Source organism: Asanoa sp. NPDC049475 (assembly GCF_040676915.1).
Taxonomy (GTDB): domain Bacteria; phylum Actinomycetota; class Actinomycetes; order Mycobacteriales; family Micromonosporaceae; genus Asanoa.
Map to the genome: position 1 here is coordinate 394911 of NZ_JBFAPY010000003.1, position 19347 is coordinate 414257.

Genomic DNA, 19347 nt, shown 5'->3' on the forward strand with positions numbered 1-19347 from the left:
TGCCCGGCTCGGGCCCCGGTTTCAGTCGGAGAGCAGCGCTTCCAGACGACGATTTACGGAAGCAAGTGTCGCACGTACGACAGCTTGCCGCGGATCGCCCGAAACCAGTGCAGAGCCGGCAAGCTGCTCAACCCACCCGCCACATACGAGGAACACGACAACCACCGCAACCTCACAGTTGCCGAACGGTACGACCGCCGCGTGCTCGACGAAGCAGCGGCCACGGTCGTCGGCCCGGGCGGCGGTGCGCAGAAGCTCGTCGATCGCCGTCGCGGCGGAGACCGCGCAGAGCCGCAGCACGTAGCCGTCGACGGCCGGGCCGGTGGCCAGCCCGTTGGCCACGCGCTTCCCCGCGGCCAGCCGGGTCTCCACAGTGGCGTCCAAGCCGAACGTGCTGACCTGCACGTGGTCGATCACCACGCGCGGGCCGGGGTTGGCGCCCGGGTTCAGGGGGCGAGACGGCGCCGACTCGGTGGTCGTGATCTGCCCGCCCGAGTACGCGGTCGCGGCGGCCATCACCGGATGACCACCCACGCTGCCGATGATGCCGGCGGCGCTGCCCAACTCCGGGAACGAACCCGACGCGGGCTGGTCGGACCCGGTGCGCGGGTCGGACTCCCGGGTGCCGCCGTAGACGTGGCCGGTCTCGGCCGGCCGCTTGCGTGCGGGCTCGGTGCGGTGCGGCAGGCCGGACGCCGGCGCCGCGGACACGGGTGTGTCGGCGACGTGGGCGGCGGCGGCCGCCCGCTGGGCCAGGTCGCGGGTGTCCACTCCCGACTGCGCGCCGACGTCGGCGCGGCCGCGGTGCGCGTTTTGTTCGGGCTCGGCCGGGGGCTCGAAGCCCGGCGGGGTGGCCGCCGGCGGCGTCTTGGCGGCGGACGCGTCGACCGGACGGGGCGACGGCTTCGCGGTCTCGGCCGGGCGGGGGGTCGGCTTGGTGGCTTCGGCCGGGCGTGGGGTCGGTTTGGCCACGTCGGCGGGACGCGGTGCCGGGCGCGTGGGCTCGGCGAGGCGCGGTGCCTGGCGGACGGCCTCGGTCGGGCGGGGCGCCGGCCGGACGGCCTCGGGCGCCCGCGGGCCTGGATCCGCCGATGGCGGAGGCACGTAGCCGCCGCTGCGACTGAACCCGGTGGGCGGGGTGTCGGCACCGAGGGGGGTCTCGGGCGACGCCATGCCGGGAAGCTGGGGCGCCGCGGCGAGGCCCATGCGTTCCTGGAGCAGGCGGGCGACGTGCCGGCTCACCTCGGCCGCGTCCGCGCCGTCGGCCAGGTCGAGGCGGAGGCTGTGTGCGCCGGCCGGGGTCTGGCGCAACGAAGCGTCCTTCACCCCGGAGACGCCGCGTACGGCGTCGAGGATCGCGTCGACGTCGAAGCCGTCAGGACGCTCCCGCTCCTCGGGCAGGTCGGGCCGGCGCAGGTGGGTGGCGATCCTGGCGAGTTGCGGCGGGTCCGCCGGGGCGTCCGAGGGCGGCTCCGGCATGGTCGGCACGTCGGGCTCGGCCGGCACGCGCTGCGGCAGACCGGACAGCTCGTCGATCATCTCGTCGACCACCGACCGCGGCTGCTCGGACGCCGGGCGTTCGATCGGCCGCTGATGCAACGGCATGGGCGACTCGTCGCCGCCGGGGCCGCCGCTGGGTGCGCCGTTGGTCGCCTCGCCGCCGAACCGGCTGTTGGTCCGCTCCGCGGCGAAGCCGCTGCTGGCCGGTTCCGCGGCAAAGCCGCGCCGGGCGCCGTCACCGGCCGGGAAACCGCTCCGGCCTGCGCCGGAGGGCGGCCCGCTGGTCGGCTCGCCAGGGAAGCCACGCGGGGCGGGGTCGCTGAGCTGCTCGGGCTGCCCTTCCGCGTTGCCGGTCGCATCGCCGTTGGCGATCGAGTCGCGGCTGGCGATGGAGTCGCGGCTCGCGATGGAGTCCCGGCTGGCGATCGGGTCGCGGTTGGCGATCGGGTCGCCGTTGCTGCTCGCGAGGCGCAGTGGCGGGCGGACCGGGGCGTCGTCATTCGGTCCGACGGCCGGCGACACCGGTGCCGGCGGTGCGGCGGCGGCGCGGCGGCCGGACAGGTCGGTCGGGCGGTCGGGTTCCGCCTGCGCCACGCGGTCGCCACCGTCGGGGAACGCTTCCGTCGAGGGCGTGGCCCGTTGACCGTCGCCGCCCGGGAAAGCGCGGGTCAACCGGCTGGGCGTGACCGACGGGTCAGCCTGCTCGCCGGCCGGAAAGCTGCGGCTCAGACCGGCCGAGCGCCGGTCGACCACGGGGAAGCTGCCCGAGGCGGTGGGCTCGGCGCGGCCAGGGCCGGGCTCCACGACGGGAAAGTCGCCCGAGCCCGACTCCGGGGTCGGCCGCCGCGGTGACACCGTCGGGTGGCCGCCGGTGACGAAGCGGGCGTCGTCGCCTGACGGCGCTTCGCCGCCACGGATGTAGCCGGGCAGCGTGTTGCGCTGCGGCGGCTGGGCCGGCGGAGGGAAACCGCGGCGGCTGGGCAGGGTGCCGTCCTCAGGCAGGGGCATCGGCCCGGCGGTCGACGGCTCGGCCGGCTGCGGGGGCGAGACGGGTCGCGGCGCGGGCACCTGGATGCGGCCGGCCGGCGAGGTCGGCGCGGGCGGCGCCGGGGACCACGGCCACTCCGGAGCCCAGTCGGGCCCGGCGGCGCCGGCGCCGGGCCGGAAACCGCCTGGATAGGGGTCGGCCCCGGGCTCGGTGGGCGCACCGGCCGCGACCGAGCCGATCGGCGGGAAGCCGCCGGTGGCCGGGTCGGTGTCGTCAGGACGGCGGCCCTCGGTGGGCTGGCCGTCGGTGGCCGGACGCGACGGCTCGTCCTGACGCGGCCGGAAGCGCACGGGCGGCGCGGGCTCGGCGAAGCGCGGCGGTGCGGGCGGAAAGGGCACCGCGAAGGGGCCGACGGCCCCGCCCGCCGGTGGGGCCGGTGGTGCGGGTGGCGCGACTTCGGGCGTCGCGCCGTCGGTCGGCGCGGGAGCCCAGCCGGGCGCCCACGGTGACGGCGGCTCGGGCAAGGGCTCCTCGGCCCCGGGCTGCGGCGCCCAGCCGCGCCACTCGGGTTCGCCACCGGCGGGCGGCGTGGTCGCGGCCGGCCAGGGCGGTTGCTCGTCGCCGTGGGCCTGGGTCGGTATCGGGGAGTGCGCGGCGTCTTCCAGGTCACCCTCGTAGGGGTAGGGAGGCGCACTCGCGGAATGCACCTCGGAGGAGCCGTTGACCTGCTGGCGCGGCTGTCGGGAGGCGGGCACGATCGGCGTCAGCAGGTTGGCGTAACGAGACCTGTGCCACGCGGACGGTGTGCCGGAGTCGCGGTCACGGTCGGCCCAGGCGTCGGGGTCGCGAGAAGCCGGCGGGTTGCCGCCGCCCCCCGGTGCGTCGCCGGGTTGACCTGAATCATCCACCGTGCACTCCTCGGTCGCCCTCGCTGAGGCTACCGTGTGGGCACGGTCGCGATAAGTTGCAATCGCGGTCCAATTCACCGACCGATGCGACGAGGCACCGATCGGATGCGTTATCCGCGGTCGATGGATGTGGGATTTCGGAGGTAAACCATGGTGGCGGCTTCGGGCGATGCCCAGCCGGACGGACGGCCGACCCGGCTGCCCCGGTCGGCACGCCGAAAGCAGCTGCTCGCGGCGGCGCAGGAGGTGTTCGTCGCGCAGGGCTACCACGCGGCCGCGATGGACGACATCGCCGAGCGCGCCGGAGTCTCCAAGCCCGTGCTCTACCAGCACTTTCCCGGCAAGCTCGAGCTCTACCTGGCGCTGCTCGACAAGCACTGCGACGCGATCGTCGCGCAGGTGCAGGCGGCGATGGAGGCGACGAGCGACAACAAGGAACGCGTACGCGGTGCGGTCGAGGCCTATTTCGACTTCGTCGACCACGAGAGCGAGGCGTTCCGCCTGGTCTTCGAGTCCGACCTGCGCAACGAGCCGGCCGTCCGGGAGCGCGTCGAGCGGGTCGAGCGGGGCTGCATCGCGGCGATCACCGACACGATCATCTCGGACACCGGCGTCAGCAAGTCCCGGGCCGAGCTGCTCGCCTCGGGCCTGGTCGGCGCTGCCGAGACGGCCGCGCAGTTCTGGCTGGCCGGCGGTCGGCAGGTGCCCAAGGCCGAGGCCGAGGCGCTGCTCGCGGCCCTGTCGTGGCGGGGCATCGCGAGCTTCCCGCTGCAGGGCGAACCCCAGGAAGGTGTCTGGGCGGAAGGCGAACCCGTCTGACACGCAAGCCGCCGTCGTCGTTCACCCCACGGATCGGATAGCCTTCGCAGCGGTGCCGGTATCGACCGCGCACCACGACGAGGAGGGCTTCCGTGGAGGTCAAGATCGGCGTGCAGTACGCGCCGCGCGAGCTGGTCATCGAGAGCTCGCAGTCGCCCGCCGAGGTGGAGAAAAGCGTCACCGAGGCGATCGCGAACGAGGGCACGCTGTCCCTGGTCGACGAGAAGGGCCGCCGGGTCATCATCCCGGTGAGCAAGCTGGCCTACGTCGAGATCGCCGAGGCGACTCGCGGCACGGTCGGCTTCACCGCTCGCTGATACCGAACAGGGGTCGGATTCACTCCAACCCCGGTGCGGCGGCAGGCAATCCGACCGCGCGCGCCGCGTCGAGCATGCGCTTGTCATAGGTCACCAGTGTGTCCAGCGCCGGGCCGAGTGCCTGCGCGCTGGCCACGTGGATCGCGTCCAGCGTCCGAAGTCCACGCGGCAGGTGGCCGGCCGCATCACGGACGTCCTCGGTGACGAGGATTTCGGTGAACGTTCGAGTGAGCATGTCCATGGCGCCTGGAAAGTCGCCGACCTGGTCCAGCGTGCGGACAGTCTCCACGAAACCGACGGTGCTGGTTCCCATCGGCACCCCGGGCTTGCCGGCCAGGAACGTGCGGAGTGCGATCGCGGGCGGTCGACCGCTGACGAGCGTCACCAGCGCGGATGCGTCCAGATAGATCATCTAGTGTCCTCGTCGCGCTCCGCGAGCAGGATGTCGAGCGGCGCCGGGCCGGAGCCCACGTCGAAGGTCGGCACCGCGTCGAGGTCATCGGTCGTGCTCGACCGCAGTTTGATCAAACCTTTTGTCACCAGGTCGGCATATCGGCTCAAGGCCCCGGAGCCGGGTAGAAGCACCGCGATCACCTTGCCGTGCCGGGTGACCTCGATCGTTTCGCCGTGCTCAACCCTGGAGAACATCGCGCTGGGGTTGTAAGAGAACTCGCGTACCGAAACGCTGCTCATGAGGGCCTCCCGGTGTTCCTACAACACCGGAATTGTACCTACATCTTGCGTCTAGTTGTTGAGGCCCAGGGCCGTCATCCGGGCGCTGTGCGCGTTGGTGATGCGGCGAAACAGGGCCTGGACGGCGGCCTGGTCGCCGCCGCTCGTGACGATCAAGGTGGTCAGGGCCGCTCGTTGGCCCGCCACCTTTGTCGCCTGCGAGTAGACCTCGCCGACCAGGCGCCGCGCCCACATCGACAGGCGGTGGCGGGTCTTCGGGTCCGCCTCGATCGCCGCGCGGATCTCCGCGGTCGCGAACTCGTCGTAGCGCTTGTCGTGGATGACGTCGAGGACCAGCTGGCGGTCGGGCTCTTCGATCAGCTTGGCCATCTCGTGGAAGAAGTCGTCCGCCACCCCGTCGCCGACGTGGGCCTTGGTCAGCGCCTCGAGCCAGTCCTTGGGCTCGGTCGAGTCGTGGTACGCCTGCAACACGCCCACGTAGGGGGCCATCGCCACTTCGGGGTCGGCGCCGATCTCGGTCAACCGGGCGGCCAGGCGGCCGTAGTTGCCGATCTCCACGGCGGCCATCTCGCTCAGCGCGGCGCGGCGGCGCAGGTCCGGCGCGAGTCGGGCATCGGCCGCCATCCGCTCGAAAGCGGACAGCTCGCCGTAGGCCACCATGCCGAGCAGGTCGACCAGCGCCTCGGTCGTCGCGGAGGGCGTCGGCGCAGCCGGGTCGGCCAGCTCAGGAGTCACGCCCGCAGGTTACTCCCGCCACCTGATCGACGAGAGGTGCGCCACACGCCCAGGCCCAGCCGGCGCATCAGCCTCACGTTCGGCACCGTCACGGGGCCAATCCGGTAACATGGTCACGTTAGCCGTGGGCGGGTTGATCCCCACGGCACGCGTGTGCGGCCCGCGACTCACCTCGCGTGTGGCCCGCGCCATATCCGATATCGCGCCCTACGACACGACGGGGCGCACCACGAGAGGGCACCCCGAACACCACATGAGTGAACTAATCGAACCCGCGGGCGACGCGCTTGTCCCGACCGCGCCCGTCCGAACCGACTCCCCCACCTTCGCCGAGCTTGGCGCCCGCCCCGAGACCGTAGAGGCCCTCGCCGCCGCCGGCATCACCAACTCCTTCGCCATCCAGGAATACGCGATCCCGATCGCGATGCGTGGCACCGACCTGATCGGCCAGGCGCCCACCGGCACCGGCAAGACCCTCGGCTTCGGCGTTCCGCTGCTCGAGCGCGTCTTCGCGCCGGGCGAGGGCTCCGACGGCGTACCGCAGGCACTGGTCGTCGTGCCCACACGTGAGCTCGGCCTCCAGGTGGCCAAGGACCTCGCCGCCGCCGGGCGTACGCGTGGCGTCCGGGTCCTCCCGATCTACGGCGGCGTCGCCTACGAGCCGCAGATCGAGACCCTCAAGAGCGGCGTCGAGATCCTGGTCGGCACGCCCGGCCGCCTGCTCGACCTGGCCAAGCAGAAGCAGGTCCGACTGGACCGCGTGCACGCGCTGGTGCTCGACGAGGCCGACCGGATGCTGGACCTGGGCTTCCTCGACGACGTCGAGAAGATCCTGGCGATGCTCCCCGAGGACCGGCAGACCATGCTGTTCTCGGCCACCATGCCGGACCCGATCGTCGCGCTGTCCCGCCGCTTCCTGCGCCACCCGGTCACGATCCACGCCGGGCACACGGCCGAGACCGGCCCGTCGCCGCAGACGCAGCAGCTGGTCTACCGGACCCACTCGCTCAACAAGGTCGAGGTCGTCGCGCGCATCCTCCAGGCGGAGGGCCGCGGCCTGACCATGATCTTCACCCGCACCAAGCGGGCCGCCGACCGGCTCGCCGAAGACCTCGACTTCCGCGGCTTCGCGGTGGCGGCGGTCCACGGCGACCTCGGCCAGGGCGCCCGCGAGCGGGCCTTGCGAGCGTTCCGGGCGGGCAAGATCGACATCCTGGTGGCCACCGACGTCGCGGCCCGCGGCCTCGACGTCTCGGGCGTCACGCACGTGATCAACTACGACTGCCCAGAAGACCAGGACACCTACACCCACCGCATCGGTCGCACGGGCCGCGCCGGCGCCAGCGGCGTTGCGGTCACGTTCGTCGACTGGGACGACATGCCTCGCTGGCGGATCATCGACAAGACCCTCGGCCTGGACATGCCGGAGCCGCGGGAGACCTACCACACCTCGGCGTGGCTCTACGAGGAGCTGGCCATTCCGACCGACGTGACCGGCACGCTCCCGACGGGCGAGCGCACCCGCGCGGGTCTGTCGGCCGAGAAGGAAGAGGACCTGGGCGGCGGCCGTCGCCGGGGTCCGGCTCGCGCCGAACGCCCGGCCCGCACCCGGTCCCGCCGCCGCAGCGGTACGCGCGACGACGCCGACCCGGCAACCTCGGACGCACCCGCAGCCGGCGCGGCCGATGGCGAAGAGGCCGCGCCGACCAGCACCCGGCGCCCGCGCCGTCGCCGCCGGGCCGGCGAGGTCGTCGCGGGTGAGGCCGTCACCGAGGCGACCGGCGCCGAGCCGACCGCGGTAGCGGTCGCCGACACCGACGGCGAAGCCCCGGCCAAACCCCGCACCCGCCGCCGTCGCCGCTCGCGCGGCACAGGCGGTTCCGCCGCCCCGACCGAGGCCTGACCAACAGCGAGGGCGGCCACGCCCGCCTCGGCTGGTCGGTTCGGCGAAACGCGACTATGCGACCGCCAGGTCTTCGAAGACCTGGCGGTTGTGCGTGAAGGCGCGTTTTGCCTCGTCGATGAAGCGTGTCTGTTCGTCGGTGGACCACGGCGCCGCGTCGAGGAGCTCGCGGTAGCGGCGCTTGACCGCACCCGCCGCCACACCCGGGAACTCGTAGAAGCGGGTCCCCGCCGCGCCCACGCCGTACTCCTGGCGTAGTGCCTTCTTGACCATCTGCCCGCCGGACAGGTCGCCCAGGTAGCGCGTGTAGTGGTGGGCCACGAACGCCGGTGCGTCCGCGAAGGCCACCGCGCGCAGGCGAGCCACGTAGTCGCGGGTCGCCGGCAGCGGCGTGATCTCCGAGCGCCAGCGCGGCCCGCGCAGGTGGTGCAGGTCGGCGGCGAGCGCGGGCAGCCGGTCGAGGCCGAAGCCCACGAACCCACCGGCCACCGGATCGGCGCGCATGGCGTCAGCGGCCCGCTCGAGCGTCTCGTAGATGAAGTAGTGCTGCGTGGCCAGCCGCGCATACGCCGCCACGTCGAGCCGCCCCGCCATCAGGTCACCGACGAACGCGGTGGTCTCCGCGGCCTCGTGGTCGGCGCGGGTCAGGGAACGGACCCGGGCCGCCAGACCCAGGGTGCTGACCATGTTGACCTCCCGCACCCGGCGTGGGTAGTGCCGTGAGCTTAGGCGAGCCTTACTTGACGGTCCAGTGGTGTCGCGCGGACGGTGGGTGGGTGTTCGATCCCAGCAGCGTCCGCCGCCGCCTCGAGCGAGCACGCCGTACGCACGGCGGGCGGAACTGGCCACCGACCTTCGCCGACCGGCTGACGGCACCGCTGCCCGGTGCCGGAGACGTCGCGCGGATGATGCGCGAGAAGCGCCCGACCAGCGCCGACAAGGTGAGGGCCGGCCGGGCGATCCCACAGGAGCCGCGGACCACCCTGCCACCGGCCGACCCGGCGACCACGGCCGTAACCTGGGTCGGGCACGCGAGCTTCGTGCTCCAGATCGGCGGGCTGACGGTGCTGACCGACCCCGTCTGGGCACAGCGGATCCCGCCGTTCATCGCCCGCTATACCCAGCCCGGCGTGGCCTGGGCCGGGCTGCCCCGGATCGACGCGGTGGTGATCTCCCACAACCACTACGACCACCTGGACGCGCCGACCATCGACCGGCTGCCACGCCAGACGCCCATGCTCGTACCCGCCAACCTGGCCTGGTGGTTCCGCCGCCGCGGCTTCCAGGACGTGACAGAGCTCGACTGGTGGGAGTGCCGGCGGATCGGCCCGGTCGAGTTCACCTTCGTGCCGGCGCACCACTGGAGCCGGCGCAGCCTGGCCGACACCAACAAGAGCCTCTGGGGCGGCTGGGTGCTGACCAGCGACAAAGGCCCGCAGATCTACTTCGCCGGCGACACCGGCTACGGCACCCGGTTCGCGGAGATCGCCGCCCGCTTCCCCGAGCTCGACCTGGCCCTGCTGCCGATCGGCGCGTACGAGCCGCGCTGGTTCATGCGCAACCAGCACCTGAACCCTGAGGACGCGGTCCAAGCGGCGTTCGATCTGGGTGTCCAGAAGGTCGCGGGAATGCACTGGGGCACCTTCCCGCTCAGCAGCGAACCCCTGCTGGAGCCGCCGGAGCGGCTGCGCGCCGCGTGGACTAGTGCCGGCCGTGACCTCGCCGACCTCTGGGAGCTGGCCATCGGCGGAACGCGGACAATGTAGGTATGCCCGAAGACCTGACCGCCGTCCTCGGCGAGGTGCGCGACCTGCTGCTCGACCCCGGCCTGACCCGAGCGGTCGCGGCCGGCAAGCGGCGCGGGGCCACGCCGTCGGTGGTCCGGGCCGAGCTGCGCCCCGTCGCGCTCAAGGCCGGCCGGCGACTGCAGATCGTCACGAGCGACGGAGCCCGCCCGCACACGACCAATGTGGTGCCCGGTCCGGACGCGGAGGCCGCGGTCGACGCCCTGCTCACGGAGCCGTTCGGCAACTGGCACGTCGAGAGCGCCGGCGCGACCGTGCAGGTCCGGGTGACGAAGAAGGGCGACGCCCAGGTGCACCGGCGGGCCGCCGACGAGCCGAGCGGAAAACCCGAGGCCCATGACCGGGTACGCGAGCACCTGCTGGACCCGGGCGACCCGCTGTGGGAGGTGATCGGCGGCACCGCGGCCAAGCGGCGCCAGGTCGACGCGTTCCTGCGGGCGCTGGCCGCCACCCTGCCCGCCGAAGGGTTGCCGGCACCGCTGCGGGTGGTCGACCTGGGTTGCGGCAACGCCTACCTGACCTTCGCCGCGTACCGGTGGCTGACCTCGGTGCGCGGGCTCGACGTCGAGATGGTCGGTGTCGACGTGCGCGAGGACCAGCGCGAGCGCAACACCGCGCTGGCCGAGCGGCTGGGCTACGGCGCGCGGCTGCGGTTCGTCGCCGGCAGCATCCTGGACGCCGAGGTCGAGCCCGCTCCGCACCTCGTGCTCGCCCTGCACGCCTGCGACACCGCGACCGACGAGGCGCTCCATCGCGCCGTCGACTGGGGCGCCGAGTGGATCCTGGCCGCGCCCTGCTGCCACCACGACATCGCCGCGCAGCTGCGCAAGCAGACCGCGCCCGGCCCGTACCACCTGATCACCGGGCAGGGGATCCTGCGGGAGCGCTTCGCGGACGTCCTGACCGACTCGCTGCGGGCGGCGCTGCTCCGATCACATGGCTATCGCGTCGACGTGACGGAGTTCATCGACTCCGCCCACACGCCACGAAATCTGTTGCTGCGGGCGCGCCGGACCGGCCAACCGACGGCGCGGGCCGAGTACGACGAGCTCGTCACGACCTGGCAGGTGCGACCCCGGCTGGCGGAGCTGCTGGGTTAGCGGCGGCGCTCGCCCGGGGTGGGCCAGCCGCCGGACTGGTCCGGCACCGCGCTCGGGAAATGCACGACGTTGTCAGTGTCCTCGTCGTCATGGTGCGCGGCGAACGCGGTGTTCCAGGAAATCTCCACGAGCATTTTTCGAAACTCGGCGTGCCGGTCGGCGGCATTCGCCTGCAACGCCATCCGAATCGCCAGGCACATGCCGACCAGCGTGGTGGTAATCGCGCCCGCCGCGGCGAACAGGTGCCATCCCGTGACCTGGCCACCTTGTATCGCCAGGACGAGCAGCCAGATCCAGAAGGCAAGCGCGAATATCGCGGCCTTCACGACGAAGAACAGGCTTATCGCGCCTGGTCGATTGGGAACTGGGCGGTCTTCTGGTGGGGCCATAGTCGCATCCCGTCGTTCTCCACTCTCGGGGCGTGAGCATAGACGACCGACAACGGTCTGGTAAGTCACCGAAGAGGGCGCACGCCGGTGGTGTGGTGTCCTGCCGACCCCCCGCCGGCGGGACACCACACCAGCACCACGGGCCGCCGGCCCATGGCCACAGCGCGGACGGTGCGCGGTTCGACACTGTGGGGAGGGTCCCACGCACGGGTCCGAACAAGACCTGCGGCGACTCTAGAACAGTCCCGCGGACGGGACTAGTCAGCCGAACGGCCCGTTGCAATCTGAGCCGCACGGGTTACCCTTTCCGGTGACGATTCACTACCGCGGGGAGGGCGATCGGCCGATGGCCACTGACGATTCGCCGCAGGCTGCGTTCGCGCGCTTCGTCCGGCGGGCCGTCGACGATGCCAAGAACGCCCGTGGATGGACGGTCAACGACCTGGCATCCGAAACCGGCGTTGGTCGATCGACGCTTTTCCGCTGGTTGGCCGGCGACTGGCACGACTATCCCGAGCTCGCCAAGGTGCAAAACTTCTGCGCCGCACTCGACGTGCCGGTTTCGGCCGCGTTCCGGGCACTCAACATGCCCGGCCGCACCCCCGGCGTGACCGCCAGGCCGAGCCGGGTCGACAAGGACCTCCAGGTCATTCTCGACCGGCTCACCGACCCGACGGTCTCCGCGGCCGAGAAGCGGCACATCCGCGAGGCGCTGCGCCGCCTGGCCACCCGGCCCATCCGCAAAACGGCCTAGTCGACCCGCACCGTGAACTCGGCGGTGTGCACCTTCCCGGCCACCTGGAAGTCGAAGAACGCCCGGTAGCTGCCGGGGCTCGGCGCGGCCAGCCAGAACTTGACCGTCCCCGGCGTGCGCTGCTCGTCGGGGTGCACGTGCAGGTAGCCCACGTCGCCCGCTCGGAGCACCACGAGGTGTCCGTACGAGCCGAGGTAGGGCTCGAGGTCGGCGACCGGGTTGCCGTCGCGGAACACCCGGAACTGCAACGGCTGGGTCGCACCCACGGTCGGCGTGCCCTCGTAGGTGACGGTGAACTCGCCGGCAGTGGCCTCGCGGGCCGCCGCGGGCAACGGCTTGGGAGCGTAGTCGCCGGCCACCACCAGGTCGGTGCCGAGCGTCGCGGCGATCTGCGCGCCGGCCGAGTCGACCAGCGTGAAGTCGGCGAACGCCCGCCACAGCCCCGGCGAGCCCAGCGTCAACGGGATGCTCCAGGTGCCGTCGGAGGCCATCGTCGGGTGCAGGTGCTGGTAGCCGGACAGGTCACGGCGGGCCACCACCAGGTGCAACTGCTTCTCGTGCACGACCGCGAACTGTTTGACCGGCTGCCGGTCCGGCCCCTGCACGGTGAACCGGAAGTCGGCCTTCTTGCCGGCCGTGAAGTCGGTGCCGGCCGGGACCAGCGTGTAGCCGCTGCCGCTCAGGCTCAGCCCGCCGAGGTCGGCGCCGGCGGTCGCGGTCATCCCGCTGCTGCCGTGGTCGTGCTCGGCGGTGCCGGGCGCGTGGGCGTGGTTGGTCGCTCCGGTCGACGGCATCGCCATGCCACCAGCCGCGCTCGCGCCGTCGGCCGGCCGCTCACCGCCGGTCAGCTTGCCCAGGCCGAAGCCGCCGACGAGGGCGAAGACGAGCCCGGCCACGAACAGGCCCAACTTCAGCCCGGACCGGTCGGGCTCGGCCGCGGGCGGCGGCGTCGTGCGGGTCTTGGTGCGCGCGGCCTCAGGCATCGGCGGCGACGAGCTCGTAACCAGCCTCGTCGACCGCGGCCCGCACGTCGCCCAGCGCGAGCGGTGCGTCGCTGGTCACGGCGACCGCGCCGTCGGCCAGGTCGATCCGCACGTCGGTGACACCGGGCAGGGCGCTGAGCTCGCTGGTCACCGCGCTGACGCAGTGGGCGCAGGTCATGCCGGTCACGGTGTAGGTCGCGGTGGACATCTCGGGGCTACCTCCGGGGTTCAGGAACGGACGAGCCGGGCGATGGCGTCGGTCGCCTCTTTGACCTTGGCGGACGGGTCGGTGCCGTTCTCGGCGGCCTCCATCACGCAGTGCGCGATGTGCCCCTCCAACAGGCCGACGGCGACGGCCTGGAGCGCCTTGGTCGCCGCAGAGATCTGGGTGAGGACGTCGATGCAGTAAGTGTCCTCTTCGACCATCCGGTGGACGCCGCGGACCTGCCCCTCGATCCGCTTCAGGCGACCCAGCAGGGCCTGCTTGTCGGCGGCGTACCAGTAGGGGCCTTGGTCCTCGGCGGTCATGCGCTCGAATATACCCCCCGGGCGTATCCATGACTAGTCCGCTATGCCCGCATCGTGGCTTCTGCCCGGCTCGGCTCGTTAACCGACCGTGCCGATCATCACACCAGGCGCACGCCGCACCTTGACCGCGGCCGCCGCATTGCTGGCCCTGCTCGGTCCGCTGGCCGCGCCGGCCGCCGCCGACCCGTCCGCCGCCGAGGTCGAGAAGCGCCTCAAGAGCGCCGCGCACCAGCTCGAGGTGGTCATCGAGCAGTACAACGACCTGCGGTTGGAGGTCAAGCGCGGCCGCGCCGAGGCGGACCGGCTGCAGGCTCAGCTCGCACCGCTGGAGGCCGCCGCCGAGGCCCGCAGCGCGGAGGTCGGCACGTTGGCCGCGGCCGCGTACCGGACCGGCCGGGCCGCCGGCGTGATCGGGCTGCTGCACTCGGGTTCCCCGCAGGCGCTCGGCGACCGGCTCGCGATGCTGGAGGCGCTCGGCACCCAGCGCGGCCGGGCGATCGAGGCACTCGCCGCGGCCAACGACAACGTGGCCGCCGCGCGGGAGAGCCTCGGCGCGCTCGCCGCCAAGGAGAAGATGCACGGCGCGAAGCTGCTCGCCAAGAAGCGCCACATCGAGGGCGAGATCGCCCGGCTCGACGCGCTGCGGTTCGACCTCGGCATCCCGGACGCCGAGCCGATCTTCGCCGATCCACCGCCGTTGCCGCCGGGCGCCGCGAGCGCCGCGGTGCGGTTCGTCTACGCGCAGCTCGGCAAGCCGTACCAGTGGGGCGCCTCGGGTCCCGCCGGCTACGACTGCTCCGGGCTCACTGCCGCCGCCTGGCAGGCCGCCGGCGTCAGCCTGCCGCACAACGCGCGTGCCCAGTACGGCGCCGTCAGCCATGTCAGCCGAGGTCAACTGCGCCCGGGCGACCTGGTCTTCTACTACGGCAACATCCAGCACGTCGGCATGTACGTCGGCGGCGGGCGGATCATCCACGCGCCGCAGCAGGGCGAGCGGATCAGGTTCGACCGGGTCGACTACCAACCGGTCCACGGGTACGGGCGACCGCGCCGCTAACCGGCGATCGCGAGCGCCAGTGGCAGCACAGCCGGCGCTCCGGCCGCCCGCAGCTCGCGGGCGACGATCGTCATCGTCCAGCCCGAGTCGACCAGGTCGTCGACGAGCAGCACCGGACCATCCACCGCGGACAGTGCGGCGGCCAGATCCGGCGGGAGCTCGAACGTCCCGTGCAGGGCGCGTACGCGCTGGGCGCTGTTGCCCCGGGCGCCGCCACCCGACGGCGGTGCCGCGGGGCCGGGCTCGACCTGGCCGAGCAGCCGGAGCCGCCCGATCTCGGCGATCCGGGCGGCCAGCGAGCTGACCAGCTCGGGGCGCCGGCGCGACGCGATGCCGACCACCGCGACCGGCCGCACCGGCCACGGGTCGCTCCCGCGCGACCAGTCCTTGAGCACCTCGACCACCGCACCGGTGACGTCGTCGGGCAGCGGACCGTCGGGGGCGTCCGGGCCGAGCAGGTCGCGCAGCCGGCCGCCCCAGCCGAGGTCGGAGAGCCGGCCGACGGCCCGGCCGGGCTCGGCCTGGTCGTCGGGGCCGAGCTTGCCGCGCACCTCGGACAGGCCGGTCGGCCAGAGCTTCTTCGGCGCGATGGTGACGCCGGCCTGGCCCAGGAACGCCTGCGCGGCCGCCAGCGCCGGTGCCGACACTTCGGCCGCGACGAACGGCGCGGTGCAATTGTCGCAGCGCCCGCACGGCGCCGCGGCCGGGTCGTCGAGGCTGCGCCGCAGGAACTCCATCCGGCAGTCGCTCGTCGTGACGTAGTCCCGCATGCTCTGCTGCTCGTCCGCCCGGGTGGCCGCCACCCTCCGCAGCCGCGCCGTGTCGTAGACCCATGGTTCGCCGGTGGCCACCCAGCCGCCGCGGACCCGGCGCACCGCGCCGTCGACGTCGAGCACCTTGAGCATCATCTCGAGGCGGGTGCGGCGCAGGTCGACCATCGGCTCGAGTGCCTGGGTCGACAGCGGGCGGCCGGCCACGTCCAGCGCGTGCAGCACGTCGCGGACCTGCTGCTCCGGCGGGAACGCCAGGGACGCGAAGTAGCGCCAGATCGCCTCGTCCTCGCGGCCCGGCAGCAGCAGCACGTCGGCGTTGCGCACCGCGCGGCCGGCCCGGCCGACCTGCTGGTAGTAGGCGATCGGCGAGGGCGGCGCGCCGAGGTGCACGACGAAGCCGAGGTCGGGCTTGTCGAAGCCCATGCCCAGCGCGGAGGTGGCGACCAGCGCCTTGAGCTTGTTGTCGAGCAGGTCCTGCTCGGCCTGCTGGCGGTCGGCGTCGTCGGACTGGCCCGAGTAGCTGGCGACCGGGTAGCCGCGCTGACGGAGGAACTCGGCGGTCTCGGTGGCCGCGGCGACGGTCAGCGTGTAGACGATGCCGGAGCCCGGCAGCGCGTCGAGCTGCTCGGCCAGCCAGGCCAGCCGCTCGGCCGGCGACTCCAGAGAGAGCACGCCGAGCCGCAGGGAGTCGCGCTCCAGCGAGCCGCGCAGCACCAGCGCGTCGCCGAGCTGCTCGGCCACGTCGTCGGTGACCCGCTGGTTGGCGGTCGCGGTGGTGGCCAGCACCGGGGTGCCCGGCGGCAGCTCGGCGAGGAACGTGCGCAGCCGGCGGTAGTCGGGCCGGAAGTCGTGGCCCCAGTCCGAGACGCAGTGCGCCTCGTCGACCACCAGGAGGCCGGTGGTGGAGGCGAGCTTGGGCAGCACGTTGTCGCGGAAGTCCGGGTTGTTGAGCCGCTCGGGGCTGATCAGCAGCACGTCGACCTCGCCGGCGGCGATGTCCGCGTGGATCATCTCCCAGTCGTCGAGGTTCGCGGAGTTGATCGTGTGAGCCCGGATGCCGGCTCGCTCGGCCGCCTCGACCTGGTTGCGCATCAACGCCAACAGGGGAGAGATGATGACGGTTGGCCCGGCAGTGCCAGTCGTGCCGGCAGAGCCGGCGGATCCCGACGAGCGCAGCAGCGCCGTCGCCACGAAGTAGACCGCGGACTTGCCCCAGCCGGTGCGCTGCACGCAGAGCACCCGGCGCTTCTCCTCGACCAGCGCCGAGATGGCCGTCCACTGGTCGTCGCGCAGCTTCGCGTGGTCTCCCGCGAGCCGGCGCAGGATCTCTTCAGCCCGCTCCCTCACCCGGTCAGTTCTACCAGTGGTGAGGGAGCGGGCGTGGAGTCAGTACGGCGCGCGGGCGCCGGTGAACCAGCGCAACGCCCCCGCGAAGTCGCGGGCGTGTTCGAGCAGCGTGTAGTCCTGCCGCACGGCCGACTCGCGGATCGCCGCGTCGAGGTCGTTGCCGCACTTGGTCAACACGTGGTCGAAGTCGCGCCGGATCGGTTCGAGCAGGCCGTACCCGAACGCGTGGTGGGTCCGGGCGTACCTGGCCTTGTAGAGCCGGGCCCGTTCGTGCAGCCCGGACGAGTACGACATCGGATTCTTCGGTCGTTGCCGGATGTAGTCGGGCAGGATGTCGGCGAACGCCTCCCGCACGATCCACTTCTCCTTGCCGTTGCGCATCTTCAGCGACAGCGGCATGCGCATCGCGAGCTCCACCAGGGCCAGGTCGAGGAACGGCACCCGCGCCTCGACGCCCTGACCCATGCTGGTGCGGTCGACCCGCTGCAACTCCGTACGACAGAGGTTGCGGATCTTGTGCAGGAACAGCCGGCGGGCCGCGGCCGGGCCGACCTCGTGATACATCGGGTACCCGCCGAACAGCTCGTCGGAGCCGTCGCCGGTGAGCACCACCTTGACGCCGGTCTCGTGCACCCGGCGGAACAGCGGCACGGACACCACCGCGTTGATGATGTCGCCGTACTCGGAGAGCTCGCCCATCCTGATCGCTTCCCGGATCTCGCCCATCCGGATGTCCCGCGGCCGAAGCTCGACCACCTCGTGGTGCACACCGAGGTCACGGGTGAGCCGCCGGGCGTAGTCGAGGTCCGGACTGCCCGGAGCCCCGACCGTGAAGGCGACACAGTCCGGGTGCATCTCGCGCACCTGGAGCAGCGTCAGCGAGCTGTCCAGCCCACCCGAGAGCACCACGCCGACGGTGAGATCGGTGTCCACGCGCACCCGGATGCTGTCCTGGAGGGCGGCGCGGACCAGCTTCGCCGCCTCGTCCGGGTCCTCGATCGGCACCTGGTCCTCGCCGAGGCGGAGCAGGTCGACGTACGGGTTCAGCCGCGGCCCGGTGACCGGTGTCGCCCAGCCGTGGTGGCCGGGCGGCACCTCGGTGACCCGGGCACCGACCGGCACCAGCGCCTTGACCTCGGACGCGATGTGGATCCGCCCGCCCCGCCGCGACCAGTAGAGCGGCTTGACGCCGAGCGGGTCACGAGCCAGGAATACCCGGCCGGTGGCCCGCTCGACGATCGCGAACGCGAACTCGCCGCGCAGCTTGCCGACCGCCGCCTCGCCCCACTCCAGGAAGGCCTCGAGCACGACCTCGGTGTCGCTCTCGCTGCGCAGCTCCCGCCCCGCGGCGACGAGCTCAGCCCGCAGATCGCGGTAGTTGAAGACCTCGCCGTTGTAGCAGAGCACCCAGGCCTCGTCCGGCGAGACCCAGGGTTGGACCGCCCGGTCCCGGTCGACGATCCGCAGGCGCTGGGTGCCGGCGAGCAGTCCTGTCGCCGGCCCCCCGCCGATGGTCCGCAGGTCCGCCGGCAGCTCTTCCTGGACGTCGCCGCGCGGCGTCAGGGACTCGAGCATCCGCCGGAAGAGCGCGGGGTCGGCATCGTTGCCGACGATGAGCGCGATACCGCACAAAGTGTCGGGTCACCTTCTCCCGGTCTCGTACCTGGTGGCGAACTCCCGTCGCAGTTCGGCAACCGCGACCGGGCTGACGCAGACGTGCCACGCCTGCCCCTCGTCGATCACGTTGACGTCGCCCGCCGTCTGGCGGTCGAGCAGCACCTTCTCCAGCGCCTTGCGGGCCGAGAACCGCTCGAACCAGGCCATCTCCACGTCGACCGCCCAGCCCACGCAGTGCGCGCTGGGCGACATGGCCGCGTACCCGAGGTCGCGCAGGTGCTGCTGGTGCCGGACGCTGCGGGTCATGCTGGTCACCCAGAGAGCCGGGGTGCCGTGCGGCGCCTGGCGCTGGAAGTCGGCCGCGACCTGCCCGAGCAGCGCGATCGTCTCCGGCCGGCTGTAGGTGAACCGCAGCCCCGCCGTCCGAGGCCAGCGATCCGGCGCGACCCGCCGGGCGACGGCCCGCATCGCGCGGGTCGCGAAGGTCTTCGGCTGCCGCCGGTAGCGGAACGGCAGCAGACCCGCCCGCCGCAGCTTCTCGATGTCGATCAGGTCTGGCGACGTGAGCACGTCGGAGGTGGTGGCGAACGGTGTCGTCTGCCCCCACCACATCGCCTCGACCTGCGCGAGCAGGAAGATCCGCACCTGCGCCGCCAGGTCGGCGGCGGAGCTGCGGGTGCTGGGCTTGTAGTTGCGGACCTCTTTGAGCAGCCATTCCACCGTTCCGGTGAGCCCGCGGGGCGTCACCGAAAGGACAGCGGTGAAGTTAGGCTCCACGAGCCTTTCGATCAGGACGGTCTCGGCCTTGGCGGTGTCACCGGGGTCGAACCCCTGTCCACTGTGGCCGGCCAGTTCGATGAGCAGGCTTTCGACGGCTTCGCGATAGGCGACCAGATCAGGCCCGGATGCCGCCGGGCGCGGCGTGGGCAATCGTTTTCGCTGCTCGTTCTTGACCGCGTTAGCGGGTATTCGAGTCGACATTGGGCCCCCCGTTCTTCCCCCGTAACAGGCGGGTATTCCGGATCCGAGCCTAATGACGCTTTCGTCCGACCGAGGGTGAATGCAGCTTGTGAGGGGTTTTCATCCTTTTTTGAGTTTAAAACGAAGATCCGGTCCCGGGCGCGCTGTGGC

General features: G+C 72.4%; 19 protein-coding genes. 7 read left to right on the forward strand and 12 right to left on the reverse strand.

The genetic code is table 11. The features are described from left to right. Positions 1-21 precede the first annotated feature (21 nt). Positions 22-3396 (reverse strand): hypothetical protein, encoded by a 3375-nt coding sequence (locus AB0J88_RS13035; protein WP_364345427.1) that lies wholly within the window; start codon positions 3394-3396, stop codon positions 22-24. 150 nt (positions 3397-3546) lie between these two features. Here AB0J88_RS13035 and AB0J88_RS13040 point away from each other — a divergent pair, with 150 nt between their 5' ends. Together AB0J88_RS13040 and AB0J88_RS13045 are read left to right on the forward strand one after the other, a co-directional pair. Then, entirely contained in the window at positions 3547-4215 is a 669-nt protein-coding gene (locus AB0J88_RS13040; RefSeq protein ID WP_364345425.1) for a TetR/AcrR family transcriptional regulator, read from the forward strand. 92 nt (positions 4216-4307) lie between these two features. Next, the gene (locus AB0J88_RS13045) at positions 4308-4532 is read left to right on the forward strand and encodes a DUF3107 domain-containing protein (protein ID WP_364345423.1); all 225 of its coding nucleotides are present in this window, start codon (positions 4308-4310) and stop codon (positions 4530-4532) included. Positions 4533-4551: 19 nt separating this feature from the next. On the opposite strand, the gene AB0J88_RS13050 is transcribed toward AB0J88_RS13045, so the two are convergent. The 3 genes from AB0J88_RS13050 to AB0J88_RS13060 are packed head-to-tail and all read right to left on the reverse strand — an operon-like array spanning position 4552 to position 5960. Then, positions 4552-4944, reverse strand: coding sequence for a type II toxin-antitoxin system VapC family toxin (locus AB0J88_RS13050; RefSeq protein WP_364345421.1), 393 nt, complete (start codon positions 4942-4944; stop codon positions 4552-4554). Then, complete coding sequence (locus AB0J88_RS13055) at positions 4941-5225, reverse strand: type II toxin-antitoxin system Phd/YefM family antitoxin (RefSeq protein WP_364345419.1); 285 nt, start codon at positions 5223-5225, stop codon at positions 4941-4943. Before AB0J88_RS13055 ends, AB0J88_RS13050 begins: the two co-directional genes overlap by 4 nt. A gap of 51 nt (positions 5226-5276) precedes the next feature. Beyond that, positions 5277-5960, reverse strand: coding sequence for a ferritin-like fold-containing protein (locus AB0J88_RS13060; RefSeq protein ID WP_364345417.1), 684 nt, complete (start codon positions 5958-5960; stop codon positions 5277-5279). 253 nt (positions 5961-6213) lie between these two features. Here AB0J88_RS13060 and AB0J88_RS13065 point away from each other — a divergent pair, with 253 nt between their 5' ends. Further along, positions 6214-7863, forward strand: coding sequence for a DEAD/DEAH box helicase (locus tag AB0J88_RS13065; RefSeq protein ID WP_364345415.1), 1650 nt, complete (start codon positions 6214-6216; stop codon positions 7861-7863). Between the two features lie 54 nt (positions 7864-7917). Here the strand turns inward: AB0J88_RS13065 and AB0J88_RS13070 are convergent, their stop codons facing one another. Next, positions 7918-8565 carry a biliverdin-producing heme oxygenase gene (locus tag AB0J88_RS13070; RefSeq protein WP_364345413.1) on the reverse strand — a complete coding sequence of 216 codons (648 nt, stop codon included), beginning with the start codon at positions 8563-8565 and terminating at the stop codon, positions 7918-7920. A gap of 74 nt (positions 8566-8639) precedes the next feature. Between AB0J88_RS13070 and AB0J88_RS13075 the strand changes: the two genes are divergently transcribed. After that, entirely contained in the window at positions 8640-9629 is a 990-nt protein-coding gene (locus tag AB0J88_RS13075) for an MBL fold metallo-hydrolase (protein ID WP_364345411.1), read from the forward strand. A gap of 2 nt (positions 9630-9631) precedes the next feature. Continuing rightward, the gene (locus AB0J88_RS13080; RefSeq protein ID WP_364345409.1) at positions 9632-10768 is read left to right on the forward strand and encodes an SAM-dependent methyltransferase; all 1137 of its coding nucleotides are present in this window, start codon (positions 9632-9634) and stop codon (positions 10766-10768) included. Here AB0J88_RS13080 and AB0J88_RS13085 read toward each other — a convergent pair. Further along, on the reverse strand, positions 10765-11157 hold the full coding sequence (locus AB0J88_RS13085; protein WP_364345407.1) for a hypothetical protein: 393 nt from the start codon (positions 11155-11157) through the stop codon (positions 10765-10767). The two genes, AB0J88_RS13080 and AB0J88_RS13085, sit on opposite strands and share 4 nt — an antisense overlap. Positions 11158-11503: 346 nt before the next feature. On the opposite strand from AB0J88_RS13085, the gene AB0J88_RS13090 reads away from it, so the two are divergent. Then, positions 11504-11911 (forward strand): helix-turn-helix transcriptional regulator, encoded by a 408-nt coding sequence (locus tag AB0J88_RS13090; protein WP_089255043.1) that lies wholly within the window; start codon positions 11504-11506, stop codon positions 11909-11911. Here AB0J88_RS13090 and AB0J88_RS13095 read toward each other — a convergent pair. From AB0J88_RS13095 to AB0J88_RS13105, 3 genes are read right to left on the reverse strand one after another with little or no spacing between them, the layout of a single operon-like run. Further along, positions 11908-12894 carry a hypothetical protein gene (locus tag AB0J88_RS13095; RefSeq protein ID WP_364345405.1) on the reverse strand — a complete coding sequence of 329 codons (987 nt, stop codon included), beginning with the start codon at positions 12892-12894 and terminating at the stop codon, positions 11908-11910. The two genes, AB0J88_RS13090 and AB0J88_RS13095, sit on opposite strands and share 4 nt — an antisense overlap. Further along, complete coding sequence (locus tag AB0J88_RS13100) at positions 12887-13102, reverse strand: heavy-metal-associated domain-containing protein (protein WP_364345403.1); 216 nt, start codon at positions 13100-13102, stop codon at positions 12887-12889. The genes AB0J88_RS13095 and AB0J88_RS13100 overlap by 8 nt, the downstream gene beginning before the upstream one ends. A 20-nt stretch (positions 13103-13122) precedes the next feature. Then, entirely contained in the window at positions 13123-13422 is a 300-nt protein-coding gene (locus AB0J88_RS13105; protein ID WP_089255046.1) for a metal-sensitive transcriptional regulator, read from the reverse strand. Positions 13423-13510: 88 nt separating this feature from the next. On the opposite strand from AB0J88_RS13105, the gene AB0J88_RS13110 reads away from it, so the two are divergent. Then, entirely contained in the window at positions 13511-14479 is a 969-nt protein-coding gene (locus tag AB0J88_RS13110) for an NlpC/P60 family protein (RefSeq protein ID WP_364345401.1), read from the forward strand. Here the strand turns inward: AB0J88_RS13110 and AB0J88_RS13115 are convergent. From AB0J88_RS13115 to AB0J88_RS13125, 3 genes are read right to left on the reverse strand one after another with little or no spacing between them, the layout of a single operon-like run. After that, the gene (locus AB0J88_RS13115; protein ID WP_364345399.1) at positions 14476-16599 is read right to left on the reverse strand and encodes a DEAD/DEAH box helicase; all 2124 of its coding nucleotides are present in this window, start codon (positions 16597-16599) and stop codon (positions 14476-14478) included. The genes AB0J88_RS13110 and AB0J88_RS13115 overlap by 4 nt on opposite strands. Before the next feature lie 39 nt (positions 16600-16638). Next, entirely contained in the window at positions 16639-18231 is a 1593-nt protein-coding gene (locus tag AB0J88_RS13120; protein ID WP_364345397.1) for an asparagine synthase-related protein, read from the reverse strand. Positions 18232-18240: 9 nt separating this feature from the next. Next, on the reverse strand, positions 18241-19146 hold the full coding sequence (locus AB0J88_RS13125; RefSeq protein ID WP_364345395.1) for a DUF5715 family protein: 906 nt from the start codon (positions 19144-19146) through the stop codon (positions 18241-18243). Positions 19147-19347: the final 201 nt, after the last annotated feature.